The 18,657-nt window shown below is 32.1% G+C and carries 13 protein-coding genes; 8 read left to right on the top strand and 5 right to left on the bottom strand.

The annotated features are described in order from the left end of the window. Positions 1-105 precede the first annotated feature (105 nt). From ABEB18_RS14085 to ABEB18_RS14065, 5 genes are all read left to right on the top strand, one after another. Positions 106-1,032 (top strand): aspartate carbamoyltransferase catalytic subunit, encoded by a 927-nt coding sequence (locus ABEB18_RS14085; RefSeq protein WP_348799949.1) that lies wholly within the window; start codon positions 106-108, stop codon positions 1,030-1,032. An 8-nt stretch (positions 1,033-1,040) separates the two neighbouring features. Then, positions 1,041-1,373, top strand: coding sequence for a ribonuclease Z (locus ABEB18_RS14080; RefSeq protein WP_348799948.1), 333 nt, complete (start codon positions 1,041-1,043; stop codon positions 1,371-1,373). Positions 1,374-1,478: 105 nt separating this feature from the next. Then, positions 1,479-2,384 carry a ribonuclease Z gene (locus ABEB18_RS14075; RefSeq protein ID WP_348799947.1) on the top strand — a complete coding sequence of 302 codons (906 nt, stop codon included), beginning with the start codon at positions 1,479-1,481 and terminating at the stop codon, positions 2,382-2,384. Positions 2,385-2,406: 22 nt separating this feature from the next. Further along, positions 2,407-3,051 carry a pyridoxamine 5'-phosphate oxidase gene (pdxH, locus tag ABEB18_RS14070; RefSeq protein WP_348799946.1) on the top strand — a complete coding sequence of 215 codons (645 nt, stop codon included), beginning with the start codon at positions 2,407-2,409 and terminating at the stop codon, positions 3,049-3,051. A gap of 151 nt (positions 3,052-3,202) precedes the next feature. Next, positions 3,203-3,703: a CAP domain-containing protein gene (locus ABEB18_RS14065; protein ID WP_348799945.1), complete on the top strand. Its 501-nt coding sequence runs from the start codon at positions 3,203-3,205 to the stop codon at positions 3,701-3,703. A 65-nt stretch (positions 3,704-3,768) separates the two neighbouring features. Here the strand turns inward: ABEB18_RS14065 and ABEB18_RS14060 are convergent, their stop codons facing one another. The 5 genes from ABEB18_RS14060 to ABEB18_RS14040 form a co-directional block, all read right to left on the bottom strand. Next, on the bottom strand, positions 3,769-5,715 hold the full coding sequence (locus ABEB18_RS14060; protein WP_348799944.1) for an OmpA family protein: 1,947 nt from the start codon (positions 5,713-5,715) through the stop codon (positions 3,769-3,771). A gap of 57 nt (positions 5,716-5,772) precedes the next feature. After that, complete coding sequence (locus tag ABEB18_RS14055) at positions 5,773-6,756, bottom strand: tetratricopeptide repeat protein (protein ID WP_348799943.1); 984 nt, start codon at positions 6,754-6,756, stop codon at positions 5,773-5,775. Between the two features lie 65 nt (positions 6,757-6,821). Next, positions 6,822-7,733, bottom strand: a complete 912-nt coding sequence (locus tag ABEB18_RS14050; RefSeq protein WP_348799942.1) for a PorP/SprF family type IX secretion system membrane protein — start codon at positions 7,731-7,733, stop codon at positions 6,822-6,824. A gap of 128 nt (positions 7,734-7,861) precedes the next feature. Then, positions 7,862-13,852 (bottom strand): CLIPPER-2 domain-containing protein, encoded by a 5,991-nt coding sequence (locus tag ABEB18_RS14045; protein WP_348799941.1) that lies wholly within the window; start codon positions 13,850-13,852, stop codon positions 7,862-7,864. 40 nt (positions 13,853-13,892) lie between these two features. Further along, positions 13,893-14,435, bottom strand: coding sequence for a hypothetical protein (locus tag ABEB18_RS14040; RefSeq protein ID WP_348799940.1), 543 nt, complete (start codon positions 14,433-14,435; stop codon positions 13,893-13,895). Positions 14,436-15,161: 726 nt separating this feature from the next. Here ABEB18_RS14040 and ABEB18_RS14035 point away from each other — a divergent pair. From ABEB18_RS14035 to ABEB18_RS14025, 3 genes are read left to right on the top strand one after another with little or no spacing between them, the layout of a single operon-like run. After that, on the top strand, positions 15,162-15,647 hold the full coding sequence (locus ABEB18_RS14035) for a SixA phosphatase family protein (protein ID WP_348799939.1): 486 nt from the start codon (positions 15,162-15,164) through the stop codon (positions 15,645-15,647). Between the two features lie 6 nt (positions 15,648-15,653). Next, positions 15,654-17,729: a polyphosphate kinase 1 gene (ppk1, locus tag ABEB18_RS14030; RefSeq protein WP_348799938.1), complete on the top strand. Its 2,076-nt coding sequence runs from the start codon at positions 15,654-15,656 to the stop codon at positions 17,727-17,729. A gap of 32 nt (positions 17,730-17,761) precedes the next feature. Beyond that, positions 17,762-18,652: a Ppx/GppA phosphatase family protein gene (locus ABEB18_RS14025; protein ID WP_348799937.1), complete on the top strand. Its 891-nt coding sequence runs from the start codon at positions 17,762-17,764 to the stop codon at positions 18,650-18,652. Positions 18,653-18,657 lie beyond the last annotated feature (5 nt).

The raw sequence follows: 18,657 nt of genomic DNA, 5'->3' as shown, positions 1-18,657 counted from the left end.
TTTTTTTAACCGTTTAAACAAAAAATACATAACAGTTAAACATATACATAGTAAAACATCATAAAAATCGAATAAGCGATTTAACGAATAAATAAACAATAAACAATGAGCGAATTAAGTGTAAATCATTTATTAGGTATTAAATACATCAACGAGAATGATATTAATCTGATTTTTGAAACAGCGGATCATTTTAAAGAAGTAATTAATCGCCCAATAAAGAAAGTACCATCGCTTCGGGATATTACAATTGCCAATATATTTTTTGAAAACAGTACCCGTACCAAATTATCTTTCGAGCTAGCCCAAAAACGTTTATCGGCTGATGTTATAAGTTTTTCTGCAGCACAATCTTCTGTTAAAAAAGGAGAAACATTAATAGATACTGTAAATAATATCCTTTCAATGAAAGTGGATATGGTAGTAATGCGACATTCGAACCCGGGTGCCGCATATTTTTTATCTCAAAATGTAAAAGCGAGTATTGTAAATGCTGGAGATGGTGCACACGAACATCCTACACAGGCTTTACTTGATAGTTACTCGATTCGTGAAAAATTAGGAGATGTTGCCGGCAAAAAAGTGGTGATAGTTGGTGATATTTTACATTCAAGAGTTGCTCTTTCTAACATATATGCTTTGCAAATGCAAGGTGCAGAGGTTAAAGTTTGCGGCCCCAAAACTCTTATTCCAAGATATATAGAATCACTTGGTGTAAAAGTAGAGCCTAATTTGCGTAAAGCTCTAGAATGGTGCGATGTGGCTAATATGTTGAGAGTTCAAAACGAGAGAATGGATGTGAATTTTTTTCCTTCAACTAGAGAGTATGCTCAACAATATGGCGTAGATAAAAATTTGTTAGATTCTCTAAACAAAGAAATTGTAATTATGCATCCAGGACCTATAAACCGAGGAGTCGAAATTACAAGTGATGTAGCCGATTCGCAACAATCGGTTATTTTAAATCAAGTTGAAAATGGTGTTGCTATCAGGATGGCAGTAATTTATCTTTTAGCATCAAAAATTCAATAATATAATATATGAAAGTTACCACAAAAGGACATACAATTGTAATTAAAGATACTGAAGGTGATGTAGTATCCTTTTTAGAGAAAGTGAATAGCCAATATAATGGCTATAAAGATTATAATATTGTTTTGGATATTTCTCACGATACAACAGTTGATGTAAAATCTATTAAGATTTTTTCGGATTTGGCCAAAACTCATAAAAAAGCAAAAAAATCTTTTGTTCTTGTTGTAGAGAATATAGATTTCAACAAAATTCCACAGTCTATAGTTGTGGTTCCTACTCAATTAGAAGCACATGATTTGATTGAAATGGATGAAATTGAAAGAGATTTAGGCTTTTAAATGTTTTAAAATTGTTTAAAGTTTAAGTTTTAAAGATATTATGACAAGAACTTTAAACTTTTTGAACAACTTTAAACAATCCTAAATTTTAAATAAAAACAAAAATTGAAACTTACTATTCTTGGTTGCTATGCCGCTACTCCTCGTACTTTAACCAATCCGACTTCGCAAGTTTTAGAAATTAAAAATAGACTTTTTTTAATTGATTGTGGAGAAGGAACTCAAGTACAATTGCGTAAAAACAAATTGAAATTCTCAAAAATCAATCATGTTTTTATTTCACATTTACACGGTGATCATTTTTTTGGTTTGGTCGGCTTGATCTCAACTTTTGCACTTTTAGGCCGAACTACCGATTTACATGTTTATGGACCTAAGGGAGCAAAAGAAATAATCAATTTGCAACTGAAATTATCCAATTCTTGGACAAATTATCAATTGATTTTTCATGAATTAGAATCTAAAGAAAGCGAGATTATTTTTGAGGATGAAAAAGTGATTGTCAAAACGATTCCGCTAAAGCATCGTGTTTATACAAATGGTTTTTTGTTTCAGGAAAAAATAGGAGAACGTAAACTTGATATGAATGCCATTCAAAATTATGAAATAGAGACCTGTTATTATCAGAATATTAAAAATGGTAAAGATATTGTTCTTGATGATGGACGAATTATTTCAAATGATAAACTAACTTTCGATCCAGATCCGACAAAAAGTTATGCCTTTTGTTCGGATACCAAATACAATGAAGATATAATTCCAATTATAAAAAAGGTTTCGGTTTTGTATCACGAATCTACATTTTTGGAAGCCGAAGAAAGTTTAGCCGAAAAAACAATGCATTCTACCGCAAAAGAAGCCGCACGCATTGCGTTGAAGGCCGATGCGGGACAATTAATTTTAGGACATTATTCTACACGTTACGAAAGTATAGAACTTTTTAAAAAGGAAGCTGAAACCATTTTTAAAGAGGTTTTACTGGCGGATGATGGTAAAAATTTTGAATTTTAATTTTTTTTAAAAAGTTTTAGTAATGAGTGATTTAAGTAATTATAGACGATCTTATGAAAAGAGTGAATTGTTAGAATCTTCAATTCCAGAAGATCCAATTAATCTTTTCAATAAATGGTTTCATGAGGTAGAAGCTTTTGAAGGAAGTGGCGAGGTCAATGCAATGACAGTATCTACAATTGGCTTAGATGGTTTTCCAAAATCACGAGTTGTTTTGCTAAAAAAGTTTAATGAGGAAGGTTTTATATTTTTTACCAATTATAACTCAGAAAAGGGTAGGGCAATAGCCAATAATCCTAATGTTTGTCTTTCGTTTTTTTGGGAAGCTTTAGAGCGTCAAGTAATTATTAAAGGAGTTGCAATAAAAACTTCTGAAAATATATCAGATGGCTACTTTGAATCCAGACCAAACGGAAGCAAATTAGGAGCAATAGTTTCTAACCAGAGTGAAGAAATTCCTTCTCGTGATTATTTAGAACAACATTTAAAACAATTAGAAAAGAATTTTGAAGGAAAAGAAATTTGTCGTCCTGAACATTGGGGTGGTTTTTTGGTAACCCCTTTAGAAGTCGAATTTTGGCAAGGAAGACCCAATCGTTTGCATGATCGTATTCGGTATAAACTTGAAGATGACTATTCTTGGGTAATTTCAAGATTAGCTCCATAATGTAAGAAATTACTATTATATTTTTGTATTTTACTGTATTTCAACGGATTATTTTTGTATTTCAAAGAATTATGACTTGCTTTGTAAAAATTTACTAAAGGTTTAATTAAGAAGTGGTTTGCCCTAAAATCTACTTTGGTTAACAAAAGTCATGAGTTTAAAAAATTTTCGTTGCGCTCTTTTTGGGGCATTTATATTGTTTATAGTTTCGTGTACAGTTGAAGATTCGGATGCTGTTACTACCAATAATACACCAATTGTTTCAACTTTTAATTATAGTTCATTAGAATTAGAAACAATGTCTTTGATAAATTCCCATCGCTTGAGTATAGGATTAAATGCTTTGGAAACTATCGATCATGTTTCCTATATTTCTGAGGATCATGACGAGTATATGATTGAGAATAATGTTGTAAATCATAATAATTTTGAAGCAAGATCTTCTAGTATAATTCAGACATTGGGTGCCAAAAATGTAAGCGAAAATATCGCTTACAATTATAATAGCGCACAGGGTGTTTTTGATGCTTGGTTAAAAAGTGACGGACATAAAAAAAATATGGAAGGCGATTTTACTCATTTTGGTATTGCTGTCAGAGAAAATCCAGTTACCAATAAAAAATATTACACTAATATTTTTGTCAAAATTTAATGCCACAAACAAAACCTAAGTTTCACAAAAAAAGCTACGATTTAGTAGCTTTTGTATTTTAGTAATCATAATGCTGTAATTATAAATTCGCTACGTCTGTTTTGTTGGTGTTCATCTTCGGTGCATTTTACTCCATCTGCGCATTGGTTTGTTAGTTGCGTTTCTCCATATCCTTTAGCCGAAAGTCTGTCAGGACTTACACCATTAGAAATTAGCCAATCTCTTGTTGATTGTGCTCTTCTTTCGGAAAGTGCTTTATTGTATTTGTGAGAAGCACGGCTGTCGGTATGCGAACGAATATCTATTTTTAAAGTTGGATAATCATTCATAACAACCAAAATTTTAGCCAAATCCAATTCAGCTTCATATCGAATGTTTGATTTGTTTAAGTCGAAATAAATCCATTTAATGTCAAAACATTTGCCTAAATCGTCTCCAACAGCAACTTTGCACTTGTCTTTTTTGATGGCTAAATCCACTTGAGTCGTACAATCTGAATTGTTAATGTAGATTGTTTTCTCTTCAGGATAGTATTCTGGACGATTCGTTCTTACGCTATAAGTGGTATTGTTAATTATATCAAACGAATAGTTTCCGTTACCATCAGTTTCGATGGTTTTTATGATATTATGTTGATTGTCATAAAGAGTAACTTCTGTATTCGAAAGAATCTGTCTTGTGTCAAATTCGGTTACTGTTCCTGTTAGTATTGGTTTGCATTTTTCAATTAGTCTTTTGGTTTCCAGAAATTGATAAATATCGTCGTATCCTTTGCCGCCATCTCTATTTGAAGAAAAGAAACCAATTCGGTTTATAGTATTAATTAAATAAGCAAAATCATCTTTTGGTGAGTTTACATCAGCACCAACGTTTTTCACTTCACCAAAGGTTCCGTCTGGATGAATTTTGGCAACAAAAATGTCTAAACCTCCAAGACCTGGGTGAGTATCTGATGCAAAGTAGATTTCATCTTCATTAGTAACAAACGGAAATGTTTCTTTGCCTGGAGTATTGATCGTGTTTCCTAAATTTTCGGGAGTACTATAGGTTCCATCATCGTTGATGCGCACTTTAAAAATATCGGATTCTCCTAAAGTGCCAGGCATATTGGATACAAAATACAATGTTTTTTCATCTGGACTTAATGCTGGATGTGCAGTACTGTAAGTATTACTATTAAAAGATACTTCGACAATATTAGTCCAATCTTCATTTTCAAAAGTGGCTTTGTAAATTTTGATTAAAGTAACTCGGTTTTCATCTTTCCCTTTTTTGCCTTCTAAGTAATTATTTCTGGTAAAGTACATTGTTTTGCCATCCTTAGAAAAAACTGGACTCGATTCATGAAATTTTGATCGTACTTTTCGAGAAAATTTTTCTGGTTTTTGTGCTGTTAACGAATCTCCATTAAGATTTGATTCGTATAGGTTTGTAAAATATTGATCGGTCCAGCTATGTCTTCTTTGGCCTAAACTTCCAGTGTCTCGTGAAGAAGTAAAAACTAATTTGTGATTGTAAAATGAACTTCCGTAGTCTGAATATTTAGAATTTATTCCAGCATCTTTGATTTTATATCTTCCAGAATTAGCTTTTATTTCGTCCAAAAAATTGACTTCCTTGCTATAATGAGTACCTTTTCCTTGATTGTTTGTTTTTTCATTGTAAATTTTGAGCATTTCATTTGCTTTCTCGTTTTGTCCTACCGATTTTAAGCAATACGCATAACGATAATAATATTCATGTTCGATATCTTTTTTGGTAGCAAACAATTTATCATACCAAGTGCAGGCTTTGTCTAACTCGGAATTGAAATAGTAGGCATTTGCAATTTTCTCATAAATTTGAGGGGTTTCGTATCCTTTTTGGGTTACTTTTTCGTAGGTTTTTATTGCATCTATATAGGCATAATTGTCATATCGTTTATCGGCTCGAGCTAATTTTGCTTTTTGTGAATAAACATTTAATGAAAAAATATAAAATATTGTTAGACTAATTATTGTAATTTTTTTCATGATATTATTTTTTTAAACCCAATAACTTTGATTTGATAATTTTGTAAAAACTAATGATTAATCTACTTGTGATAATTGGTTGTATTTTTTTAGATATTCATTAGATTTTTGGATTTCACCTTTTGATTTTAATACTATCGAATAACGATAGTAATATTCTGGTTCTAAATCTTTGGTTAGATTGAATAGTTTTTCATAGCAATCTTTGGCCTTGTCATAATCGTCATTAAAAAAATAGATATTTCCCATTTTTTTCAGCATAGATACTGTGCCATATCCTTTTTCGACAACTCTTTCGTAGATTTTTACAACATCGATATAATGTTTGTACATGTCTTTGTTCTTTGGCGTATCTGAGATTGCAATTTTGGTTTCGTTTGTACTCGTTTTTAGTTCACTTGTTGGAACAATTTGTTTTGCTACGATAATTTGCTCTACAGGCTTTGGTGCTACTTCTTTATTAGAATTCTTTTCTTTTTGAGACTCTTTTCGATTTCGAATTTCAGTTGTGGAATTGGAAACTGTCTTTTTAGCGGCATATAAATTTGTTGGTTTTGGAGTTTTAGAATTTAAATTGTAACTATTTGTTGAAGCAAATTCAGGATATTCTATTTGCTGTTCGTTTCTTGCGATTGCTTGGTTTTGAGCCTCATTTTTACTGTCATAAATTGGTGTAGTTGTACTTTTTCTATTGGATTCCAAATTATAACTAGCTATTACAGAATTCTCGACCTCATTGTTATCGGTATAAACAGGTGTAATGGTTCTTTTTCCGTTTGGTCCTAAATCATAGGTCTCAATCAAGTTATAGCTACTCACATCATAGATTCTTTTGTGACTGCCAAATTTCAGTGTAACTGTTTCTTCTACATGATAATGTTTTATTTTATTTTTAATCGGAATATTTTCTTTTGGGTTTACAGAAACAGCTTTTTGAGGATGTGCCATTTTTTCATTTAGGGTTAATGAATACTGTTGTGACCAACACTTTATTACTGGTATAAATAAGAAAGCTGTTAATATGTGTACCTTTTTTATCATGATTTTAGTTTTGAAATGTTACAATAGAAATCGAACATTTTGGTCAAGCTAATTTTTGTAAAACTCTAGAAAAATCTAGGTGTTATCATTTTGTTGTTTTTCTTGAATAATTCGAAACGTAAGTATAATTCATGTGAACCTGAGTTGTAATTGTCTAAGGCAGTAGTTTCAAAATCGTATGAATACCCCAAATAAAAAGCATCCGATACTTGAAAACCAACCATTCCAGTAAATGCGGCACTCCATCTATAAGATAGACCAACAGTTAACTTATCAATGAATAAAAAATTTGCAGAAACATCAACTTGTAAAGGGGTTCCTTCTACAAGTTTGGTCATAAAGGCTGGTTTGAATTTTGTAGAAGGGGAAATGTCAAATACATAACCTCCTATTAAATAGTAATTGATTTTCTCTTTATAAATAGCAACTTCATTATCGTTATAAGCATCAGTTTCGATAAAATTTGGAACAGATAAACCAAGATAAGCTTTGTCTGAGTGCAAATAAAGTCCTGCACCAATATTGGGCGAAAGATCATTTTCGAAATTTTGAAAGATAGGATCGGTCTGATCTCCAATATTTAGTTTGTTGATGTCTATATTGAAAATGTTTAAAGTTCCTTTGAGTCCAAAAGAAAGTCTGAAGGATTCGGATACTGGAATGGTGTAGGATATGTCTGCTGAAATTGAATTAGAAGTAGATGGGCCAATTTCATCATTTACTATTGAAAAACCAGCTCCTAAGTTTGTATTGTTGAAAGGGGTATTTATAGATATGGTATTGGTAGTTGGGGCTCCTTCTAATCCTACCCATTGATTTCGATGTAAAGCAAAAATACTTAAGGCTCCTCTTGAACCAGCGTATGCAGGATTGACATTTATAGTATTGTACATATACTGTGTGTATTGAGCATCTTGTTGTGCTATACTTATTAGGGTTGTGAAAAACATAAGAATTGAAAATATTATTGTTTTCATAGGATTCTGTTTGTTGGTTAAAATTGGCTATCTATTGGATAGCTTAGTTTTGAGGTTTGCTTCTTAATTGTTTTTAAAATGATTCGTCATGAGCCGTAAGAAGAAGTACTTTTGCACATTTATATCATTTATTTGGCTAGATATAAGTATCCATTTTTTTTGATAGTTTGTATGTTTCCAACATCATCAATAGATTCGTAGCTTAATATGTAAAAGTACGTTCCAGTAGGTAACCCCTCATTTTTGTTTATAGTTGTTCTGCCTTCGGATTGGCCTCTAAATGCATTTGGACCATTGTCGTAATTTTCTCTTTCAAAAACTAATATTCCCCATCTATTAAAAATTTCGACTTTAAAATTTTTGTAACATTCATTGTTTTCCAGATTTTCAATTTGGAAATAATCATTTTTACCATCTTCGTTTGCAGATACGGCATTGTGTACGATTATGCTTGCGCAAGGAAGAACTTTACAATCTTCATTAATGTTCATTGATACCGCTATATTGATAGGACAACTTTCGGAAATTTTATATTCATAATTATAGCTGTTAACTGGGATGTTAAGAGTGTTTAGAACATTTCCTATAAGACCACCAGAATTGTTGATGTCTATCCATGTTCCGTTTGGATTAATGTTTTCCGGTAAGAATTTCATTAGATCAATAGGTGTCGAATCTGCATTGCAAGCGGTTTCGGTTATGCTGATGTTTTGTATTTCAACAGAGGTTATTGTTATTGTAGCAGTTACGCAATTGTTCGGGTTGATTTTATCACATAAGCTATAAGTATAAACATAAGTACCAGAGGCTAATCCGCCTGTTATAGTTATGTTCCCTAATTCGTCAATGGTAATATTAGAATTGTTTCCAGAGGTAATGGTAAAACGAATCAAGTCAGCTGCAACATAATCACCATTTAGGAGGTCGTTTTCAAGTACATTTCCTATGATGCCAGTAGTAGAGCAATTAAGATTTGTGTAAACATCATCGATAGCACCAAATTCTTGACAAACTACTCCAAAATCAAGATCCAAATTGATTCGGTTTTCTGCACTTAATTGAGCCGATTGTGGATTTTGACTGCTAATTCCACAAATTGTACTGGTTTCCGAATTAGTATCAGTTTGTGCTGTTGTTTTGTTTGCAGTTGTGTTTTTGGTGGTAATATTTGAAAAGTTAGGCAAAATTTTTACTAGTCCTGTTTTAGAAATAGCATCTGCACTCGCTTCTAAGTTTGATTCCATTTTTAATTCTACATTGTACTGTCCCCAAGCATTAAATGGAGGTCTCACTCGCCAATAGCCTAAAAGTCCAATTGTGTTTCTAACAAAATAGTCATTTGGTCCCGTGATAAATAAATTAGGAACATTAGTGGTACCATTTCCAAATCCAGCAGCGTTTAATTCACCTTCATTAATTTTGCCCAGATAGCTTCCGTCATTATTAAAATCTATCCATTCCCATTTGCTATAATCAATTGTACCATTAGAATCTGGAATGTTCTGTGTAACAAGGCCATCATTATTAGCATCATACCATTCATCTTGTAAACCATTTTTGTTTAAATCGTACCAAACAAAATTTCCAAGTACTGGTAAATCTGTTTTGTCATAACCAAAGTTTCGTATCAAATGGTTACAAACCTCAAGATTAACAATTAAAAAACTTGAGGATGTATTGAATAATTCATGAGCACTATTTAAGTTGGCATCTTGAACTTGTAGAACATAGTTTCCGCTTGGAATTCCTTTAAAGTTGTAATATCCTTCAGAATTGGTAACACGCATTAACGGCGGTCCTGTTATATGATTTTGACCATTGACAATTGTTATTGGTGTTAAAGTGAGTGGAACATTTGCAAGTAGAGCATTATTACCTGCGTTATAAACTACTCCGGAAACTTTTGTCGCATTGTTGCAAATAACTGGAACTATTACAGTTGCGATATCGCAATTTCCATTATCAGCATTTTCGCAAATTTGATATTGCAAAGTATAGATTCCTTCAGGAGTTTGATTTTTAAGATCTATAGAACCATCGGGATTCATGGTCATAAATCCAGCCACATCAGGTGTGATTAGTGTTAGAGTCACATCAGCTGGGTTAACAGCTGATCCGTTTAGCCAATCATTATTGAATACGTTAAGGACATTTGTAGCACCATTAATGGCATCAATTGGTTTAGAGACATCATCGACTGCATCAATTTTGAATTTTGGTCTTGATGTACAATAAGGATCAGATGGTGGATAATTGACCGTTATTGACTGTTCAGGATTTAATGAAAAACGTACTGTAGCAGTTGGTCTAAGTCCTTCTAAACCATCTGCTGCTTCCGCCCATTTTCCATTTGCAAATATCCAACCAGGCCAATCTAGTCCATTTCCATTTTCATCAATGATTGCTCCTGGCCATAATACTTTTCCTGATAAGGGTAAATTAGGCATAGTAGCAATAAGGTTATTGTTACTGTCAAACCAAGTCAATGTTAATCCGCTTGCAGGGGTAAAATTAGTTGCAATAGCAGAATAATTCAGATACGGAACATCATTGATGCAAATTGACTCTCCCGTTATTGTCATCCTTGGACTTTCGATTGTTACAGTTACGATTGCAGTATCGCAATTGGTGTTGTTTAATTTTTCACAAATCTGGTAGGTTAATGTTTGTACTCCTACTGGAGCATTTGGCAATAGATCTATGGATCCATTTGGGTTCAATTGCAAATAAGGATTTGGAGTTATTGTTGTTAAAATGACATCATTAGGATTTACAGCTATGCCATTCAAAGTATCATTGGTAAATACATTAATTATATTTGGAGTGATTTGGTTTACTCCAGCAAGTGTACCAGCATTATCATCTACAGCATCAATAGGGTTTGTTACTTCGTTAGTGATTTCATCATCATCATCACCAATAGGAGTTTTGTTGGGAGTAAACCCGTTAGCTGTGGCAATATTTAGTACCGATCCTTTGTTTAAATCTTCTTGGGTGATGGTATAAGTTTGTGTGAACTCTGCTGTTGCATTTGGATCTAATAAAGCAATAATTGTTTCCAATCCTGTTAGAGGGTCTTTTACGGTAATTTGATACAATGTTTGATTTCCAGTATTTTTTACAATTATCAAATAATTAATAATATCTCCAACCTTACTAAATGTTTTGTTTGAAGTAGTTTTTGTTATTTCTAATCTGGGAGAGGGATTCAAAATTACAATTGTACAATCAGGACAATCTGTTTTAGGAGGGCAGTTTGTACAAGGAGTTGGATCAGTCGAGGTATCAGTTACGGGATTTCCTTTTGGGTCGTTACCTGTTACAATAGCTAAATTGTACACATAACCCGTATTGATGTCTTCCTGAGTGATACTATGTGTTCCTGTAAATGTTGTAGAATCTGTCGCTCCAACATTTAATGTAGCAATTGTGTTGCCTGTGATTGTTGCATTATTATCGGTAATGAATACATTGCTTAAAGTTGTATTTCCTGTATTCTTAATGATGAATGCATAGGTTACTATATCTCCAATGTTTGTTATTCCATCACCATTGGTATCCACATAAGTTCCGTCTTTTGTAATTTCAATTTTGGAATTTTGGCATAATTGTGTAATGGTTGGATTTTGATTTGTACAATCAGTACCCGAAAGACTACTTAAAGGAATCGAGTTTAAAACTTTTCCATTTATAACGGCTTGATTTATAATTTCTCCAGTATCAATATCCGATTGATTTACGGGAAATTCAGCTTTGTAAATCCAAGTTTCTGATGGATCTAAGTTTAGGTCGTTATTATCATCTCCACTTGTAAACACAATTGGGACAATTGGATTTATATTCTCTAGCAGTGTATCTGTTAGGGTTAATTCGTTTATAGTTGTAGTGCCAGGATTTGTAACAGTAAAAGTGTAAATTATTTTATCGCCTACTTTTGTACAACTTCCTGTGTTTTGAAGTTCGGATTTTTTTACCAAAGCAAGAGAACATGAATTTATAGTCACTTCAACAGCTTTTACAACAAAACAGCCATTATCAAATTCACTTCGGATAAAATAAGTTCCGCTATTGCTTATAGCTGTTGGAGTAGCTATATCGGATATACCACCCGTATTGGCTAATTCTAATGAAGAATAATATTTGGTTGAGGATCCGTCATTAGTGGTTTGAATATTTGGAGCCGTAATATCTATGGTAGTAGGAGAACAAACGGGAAGCGGGTTTGCTATTTCTAATTTAGGAGCAGTATTATTTACGGTTACTACAACACTTTTAGTGTCGAAACATCCTGTTGTATTATTGGTTTTGATTACAGTAAAAGTTGTAGTTTCTGATGGGTTTACAGTTGGATTAGCTTCGGTAGATGTAAATCCAATTGGGAGAGAAGTCCATGAATACGTATATTCTGTATCGGCTATTTCGCCAATGCAGCCACCATTTTGTTTGTCAATACACGTTTTGGTAAAAGGATTTCCAGGATTTGCAGTTACTGATAAATTGTTTACTGTTACAGTTACGTCTTTGCTAGCAAAACACCCAGTTGATGTATTAGTTTTAGTTACTGTATAAGTAGTGGTTTCGGATGGGTTTACTGTAGGGTTGGCTTCGGTAGATGTAAATCCTGCTGGTGTAGATGTCCAGGAGTAAGTAAAACCTGTTTCGGCATTTTCACCTATATTTCCGCCATTACGATTATCAATACAGGTTTTGGTAAATCCTTTGCAAAAAGTAAGTGTTGGTAAGGCATTAATAGTAACATTTTGTGACGAAACGGTAGAACATGTTGCACTTGTTTGAGTTACTTCAACTTTTCCTGTTCCTTCAGTTTCCCAAGCTACTTCTATAGAATTTGTATTTTGACCACTGGTTATTGTACCGCCAATTACATTCCAAGTGTAGGTACTTCCTGTTGTATTTGGTACTGAGTAAACAATAGCTGAATTACCAGAACACACAGTGCAATTTCCTGTTATGACTGGTTTGCAAGTGATAAGATAATCATCGGTTGTGATAGTTTGATCGTTTATTGGCGCACAATTAGAGTTGATATAACTGTATTTTGTTGCACTTACTTTTTGAATACCACAATTTGTTTCGTCAGGGATTAAAGTATAGCGTAGTGAAATAGGAGTAGAGGCTAAAAAGGCATTTGTCCAAGTAATTACTGTTGGGCCACTTGCAGGAAGACTTGGGTTTGCAAGAGTACCGCTAGTTGAAGTTATGGTGCTAATTGTGTAACCAGCAGGTATCGATTCGGTTACCGTAAAATCTTTGGCTACCCATTTCAGTTGGTTTGCAATTTGAGTATATATTGAGGTTAAATCAGCCGAAGTGTTGGTTTCAAAAGCATAAGAATTACCAATACTTTGAATATTTTGTAAAGTAGCTTGAGCAATACTTTTTACGGTATTATTCAATCCTCCTAATAGACCAATTGTAAATATTTGATGTGAATTGTTTTTGGCAATCGTTGCTGTGGCAATAGCTTGAGTAATACAATTTGTATTTATGGTACTTGGATTATTGGCACAACTTGCTAAACTATTTGTATCTCCCGATCTATTTGTAGCGCCATCTGTTAATAAAACGATGCTCTTACTGGTTTTGCAATCAGTTCTTCCATTTTGGTTAAGTTCTTCATCGGCTTTTGCAATTCCGTCTTGAATATTAGTGTAATCTTTTGCAGTTAATGCATCTATCTTATTTTTCAGAGCATCAACACCAGAATTGTCTAAATACGTTAAACCAATTTCTAACTTTGCTGTTGTAGTATATGATACAATCGCAATTCGATTGTTTGGGTTTGTTTTTGCAGCATCTATAAATGATTTAGCCGCTTTTTTGGCATAATATATTGGTTTGTAAGCATCTCCTGCAATAATATTATTCATGCTTTTTGATACATCGATAACCAGCACTACATCAGCATTGCTTTTGGCTTCTGTTCCAACAATTTCTAGATCAACTTTTATAAGTCCACAACCGTCACTTGTTACCGTTTTTACTGGAGTAATGGTTTGTGCAAATGAATAACTGCCTAGCAATAAAAGTGCTATTATAGTATAGCCTCTTTTGTTTATTTGGATGTTGTTTATAAATTGAAGTATAGTTTTTTTCATATACCAAAAATTTAAATTGCGAAGAATACTACTCAGTAAATTAATTGCTATCTGGGTTTAAAACGTATGTATGAAGTACGGTATCAGTCTTATAGGTAGGACAATTTGACGAAGTGGCAATTATTTGATTATTAGACCATTTTGAAAAAGGGGTTCCTGTTGGTATGGTAAGCATGGAGTAAAATGAAAAAGTTTCTCCTGCGTTTATGATAATCTCAGTAATTTCATTTTTTTGTTGATTGAGAAAAATTGTTTTCAGGGCAACATTGTCTTGTGTACTACTTTCATCTGGATTTTTTGAAGTAGAATTAACATTTACTACTGATAATTTATAGTTGTCAGTTGTAGTTCCAGTATTGGTCAATAGCATTTTGTATAAAACACCATTTTCTGAAACACTATCAACATTTCCGTTTTCTTCGACAATAATTTTGGCTTGACAATTGGTCGATTGGCTAAAAGTATCTTGAGTTGGCAGTAAGAGATACAAAACAATAAGGATGGCTGTTACTTTTGTTTTTTTAAATGTCAAATAAGAAAAAAATCTATAGTAGCTTTTTGGGAGCATTATTTTAATTTTCATATTAATAATTTTAAAAATTAACAGTCATTGATAGACAAATAACTGCTTTAGAATTATTTTCTAGAATCTGATATTCTAAATCAATACATAATTAAAAAATGTATTGATTGCGTTATCACAATAAACTAAATTCGAAATAGTGTTGATGATTAACTAATCATCAAGTGGAGTAGATTTTTATAATTCTATTTTGATTCAGAATTTGGGGTTAAATCAAAACTTTAATTGTTTTTTATTAGTAATCTGATAATTAATAAAAAAAAAATGTATTTATTTCTAGATAAGTTGAAAAAAATCTGAAAGTTATTTTGACAACTTTGAATCAAATTTAGAAACAAAGTTCAAATAACAATATGTTTTTCTTTGAATAACCTAAATATTCGTTAAAGAGTTTTGAATGTAAGAATTAGCTTTAGATTGTTTGTATATTTAGCTCTTTGTTATTTGAAATTAATAATCAAAAACTGTTAATTGTTTTGAGTTGAAACTGTAAAAATGAGGTATTTGTAAAAAAAATTTAAGAAAATGCTCAATCTGACGTTTGAATAAAAGTATTACCGTAATTTCAAAAATGAATCTCGAGCAAATGTTTTAGATATTTTTTTGTAAATTGTAACTCACTAATGAGTTGAATGATTTGTTTGGGAATAATTTTTTAATACAAATTATAGGTATTTATTAAACGTTTCATTTAGATTATTTATTAATAAACAATCGACTTAATGTATGAAAAATCTAATTTTAATTCGGCACGCAAAGTCTAGTTGGGAAGCACCATTACATGATAAAGATAGACCCTTAACTACTCAGGGAATACAAAATGCACATTTAGTATCTACCCATATTGGTAAGTTTTTGCCTAAAACATTTAGTTTTTGGAGTAGTACTGCTGAAAGAGCCAAAGAAACAGCCTTGATTTTTGCACAAAATATTAATTTCCCATTAGAGAGTATCGTTTATAAAGACGAGCTATACACATTTGATGAAAGAAAATTAGAGAGCGTTATCAAATTATATAGTAATGGTTATGATAACATAATTATATTTGGACATAACGAGGCTATTACAAATTTTGTTAATAAATTTGGTGATGTTTACATAGATAATGTGCCTACATCAGGATTTGTCCATATCGAATTCGATACTGAAAGTTGGGAATCAATTAGCAAGGGTAAAACAAAAAAAATATTATTTCCAAGAGATTTAAAATAAACAAAAGTGTTTGATCAAAAATATATTGATAGAGAAAAAAGCTGGTTGGCTTTTAATTCTAGAGTACTACAAGAGGCAGCTGATGATACAGTTCCGTTATTAGATAGATTAAGGTTTTTAGGAATTTTTTCAAATAATTTAGACGAATTTTTTAGAGTAAGATTTGCTGCTATCAGACGATTAAGTTTGAGTGGGATTTCGGGCGAAAAATATTTCGGCGGAATTTCGGTTCAGCAACTAATTAAAGATATTACAGATATTGTCATTCAGTTACAATCTGAAAGCTTACGTATTTTAAATAATATCGAAAAGCAATTAGGAAACGAAAATATTTATATAACACACGGAGATAATATTAATAAAGAGCAAGAAGCCTTTTTAAAAGAGTTCTTTATAAAAAAATTAAGCCCCGAATTGGTAACTATCATTCTTAATGATTTGGCCGAATTTCCCGTATTGAAAGATTCATTAGGATACTTGGCAGTCAAAATGGTCATGAAAAAAAATCAAGAAGTGCGTTATGCTATTATTGAGATTCCAAAAATGGTTAATCGCTTTGTAGTTTTGCCTCCTATTAATGAAAAGCAATATGTTATTTTAATCGATGATGTGATTAGGATGAATTTGGGTAGTATTTTTAATATTTTCAATTACGAGAGTATTTCTGCTCATATGATAAAAATTACTCGTGATGCTCAGTTGGATATTGATAGCGATTTGAGTAAAAGTTTGCTTCAAAAAATATCTTCAAGTGTCAAGGATAGAAGAATTGGTGAACCCGTACGTTTTATCTACGATCAAGAAATAGAGAGTGATACGCTTAACTTTTTTCTAGACAAAATGCATATTGACTCTACAGATAGTATTATTCCTGGAGGAAGATATCACAATAGGAGAGATTATATGAGTTTTCCAAATCTAGGACGATACGATTTATTGTATAAAAAAAATGATCCACTTCCTATTCCAGGATTGAGTCTAGAAGGAAGTATTTTACATAAAATTTCTGAGAAAGATTATTTATTGAATGCTCCATATCAATCTTTTTCGTATTTAATCAAATTTTTGAGAGAGGCTGCTTTAGATCCTAAAGTGACAGCAATCAAAATTACATTATATCGATTAGCCAAGAATTCTCAAATAATCAGTTCGTTAATAAACGCCGCCAAAAACGGAAAAAAAGTGACTGTTCAAATCGAGTTACAAGCTCGTTTTGATGAGGCTTCGAATATTTCCTATGCAGAGCAAATGCAAACCGAAGGAATCGAACTGATTTTTGGAATAAAAGGATTGAAAGTTCACAGTAAAGTTTGTTACATTGAAAGATTAGAGAAAGGTAAAATAAAACGATATGGTTTTATTTCAACAGGTAATTTTAATGAGTCAACTGCCAATATATATACAGATGTGACACTTTTTACCTGTCATCCTCAGATATTGAAAGACATTTCTAAAATATTTGATTTTTTTGACACTAATTACAAAGTACAACGATACAAACATTTAATAGTTTCTCCTCAATATACAAGGAATCGTTTTGTGAAATTAATTGATAGAGAAATCAGTCATGCAAATGCTGGTAGAAAGACTTATATGAAGTTAAAAATGAATAGTTTGTCTGATCTTCCCATGATTGATAAATTATATGAAGCCAGTAGAGCAGGAGTCAAAATTCAATTACAAGTAAGAGGAATTTGTTCTCTAATCCCTGGGATAAAAGGAATGAGCGAAAATATCGAAGCTATAAGTATTGTTGATAATTATTTGGAACACTCTAGGGTTTATATTTTTGGAAATGCTGGTCTTACAGAAGTATTTATTTCATCTGCCGATATCATGACTCGAAATATTGATGCCAGAGTCGAAGTAACTTGCCCGATATACGACCAAGATATAAAAAATGAATTGATGGACAACTTTGATATTGCTTGGAAAGGGAATGTAAAAGTAAGATACCATTCGTATAAATTGGATAATAAATATAAAGTGAGAAATGATAATCCAATTTTTAGAGCACAATTAGAAACGTATAAATACTATCAGCGAAAAGTAGAATTAGTTGAAGAAACAAAAGAATGTTAAAGTAAAATAGTTGCAATAGCATAGGTGAGAATATGATTAAAATAAAAAAATATGCTGCTATTGATATTGGATCAAATGCCATGCGTTTGTTAATTACCAATATTGTAGAAGAAGACGATAAAACCCCTCAATTTAATAAAAGTTCATTAGTTCGTGTTCCTATTCGTTTAGGGCAAGATGCCTTTACTGTTGGAGAAATTTCTCCCGAAAATATCGATAGAATGGTAGATGCTATGAAAGCATTTAATCTATTAATGAAAGTTCATAAAGTAGAACGCTATATGGCATTTGCAACATCGGCTATGCGCGAAGCATATAATGCCAAAGAAGTTGTGGCTTTGATAAAGAAGAAAGCGGACATCAAAATAGATATTATTGACGGTAAAAAAGAAGCTGCTATCATTGCATCAACAGATTTGCATCATTTATTAAAAACAGACGAAACCTATCTGTTTGTAGATGTTGGGGGTGGTAGTACAGAGTTTACATTGTTCTCTAATGGTAAAATGGTAATTTCTAGATCTTTCAAAGCTGGAACGGTTCGATTGTTAAATGAAATGGTTTGTGACGTAGTCTGGGAGGAAATCGAAAAATGGATTAAAACCAATACCGCCGATTATGATGAGGTAACTTTGATTGGATCAGGGGGTAACATCAATAAATTATTTAAAATGTCAGGCAAAATTCAGGAGAAACCTTTGTCATTTATTTATATGAATGCTCAATATTCGTATTTAAATTCGCTAACTTATGAGCAAAGAATTTCTCAATTGGGTTTAAATCCTGATAGAGCTGACGTAATTGTACCAGCTACTCGTATTTATCTTAATGCAATGAAGTGGAGTGGTGCAAGACAAATTTATGTTCCCAAAATTGGACTTTCCGATGGAATTGTAAAAGCAATGTATTACGGTAAAATTTAATTTTC

It is taken from the genome of Flavobacterium adhaerens, from assembly GCF_040045115.1.
GTDB classification, from domain to species: domain Bacteria; phylum Bacteroidota; class Bacteroidia; order Flavobacteriales; family Flavobacteriaceae; genus Flavobacterium; species Flavobacterium adhaerens.
Note: the sequence above shows the minus strand (reverse complement) of the source record. Positions and strands in the feature narration are given on the sequence as shown.

What these genes read in the sequence shown, in the direction of transcription:
- ABEB18_RS14085 (WP_348799949.1), top strand. Translation starts at nt 106, where the DNA reads ATGAGCGAATTAAGTGTAAATCATTTATTAGGTATTAAATACATCAAC.
- ABEB18_RS14080 (WP_348799948.1), top strand. Translation starts at nt 1,041, where the DNA reads ATGAAAGTTACCACAAAAGGACATACAATTGTAATTAAAGATACTGAA.
- pdxH (WP_348799946.1), top strand. Translation starts at nt 2,407, where the DNA reads ATGAGTGATTTAAGTAATTATAGACGATCTTATGAAAAGAGTGAATTG.
- ABEB18_RS14065 (WP_348799945.1), top strand. Translation starts at nt 3,203, where the DNA reads ATGAGTTTAAAAAATTTTCGTTGCGCTCTTTTTGGGGCATTTATATTG.
- ABEB18_RS14060 (WP_348799944.1), bottom strand. Translation starts at nt 5,715, where the DNA reads ATGAAAAAAATTACAATAATTAGTCTAACAATATTTTATATTTTTTCA.
- ABEB18_RS14055 (WP_348799943.1), bottom strand. Translation starts at nt 6,756, where the DNA reads ATGATAAAAAAGGTACACATATTAACAGCTTTCTTATTTATACCAGTA.
- ABEB18_RS14050 (WP_348799942.1), bottom strand. Translation starts at nt 7,733, where the DNA reads ATGAAAACAATAATATTTTCAATTCTTATGTTTTTCACAACCCTAATA.
- ABEB18_RS14045 (WP_348799941.1), bottom strand. Translation starts at nt 13,852, where the DNA reads ATGAAAAAAACTATACTTCAATTTATAAACAACATCCAAATAAACAAA.
- ABEB18_RS14040 (WP_348799940.1), bottom strand. Translation starts at nt 14,435, where the DNA reads ATGAAAATTAAAATAATGCTCCCAAAAAGCTACTATAGATTTTTTTCT.
- ABEB18_RS14035 (WP_348799939.1), top strand. Translation starts at nt 15,162, where the DNA reads ATGAAAAATCTAATTTTAATTCGGCACGCAAAGTCTAGTTGGGAAGCA.
- ABEB18_RS14025 (WP_348799937.1), top strand. Translation starts at nt 17,762, where the DNA reads ATGATTAAAATAAAAAAATATGCTGCTATTGATATTGGATCAAATGCC.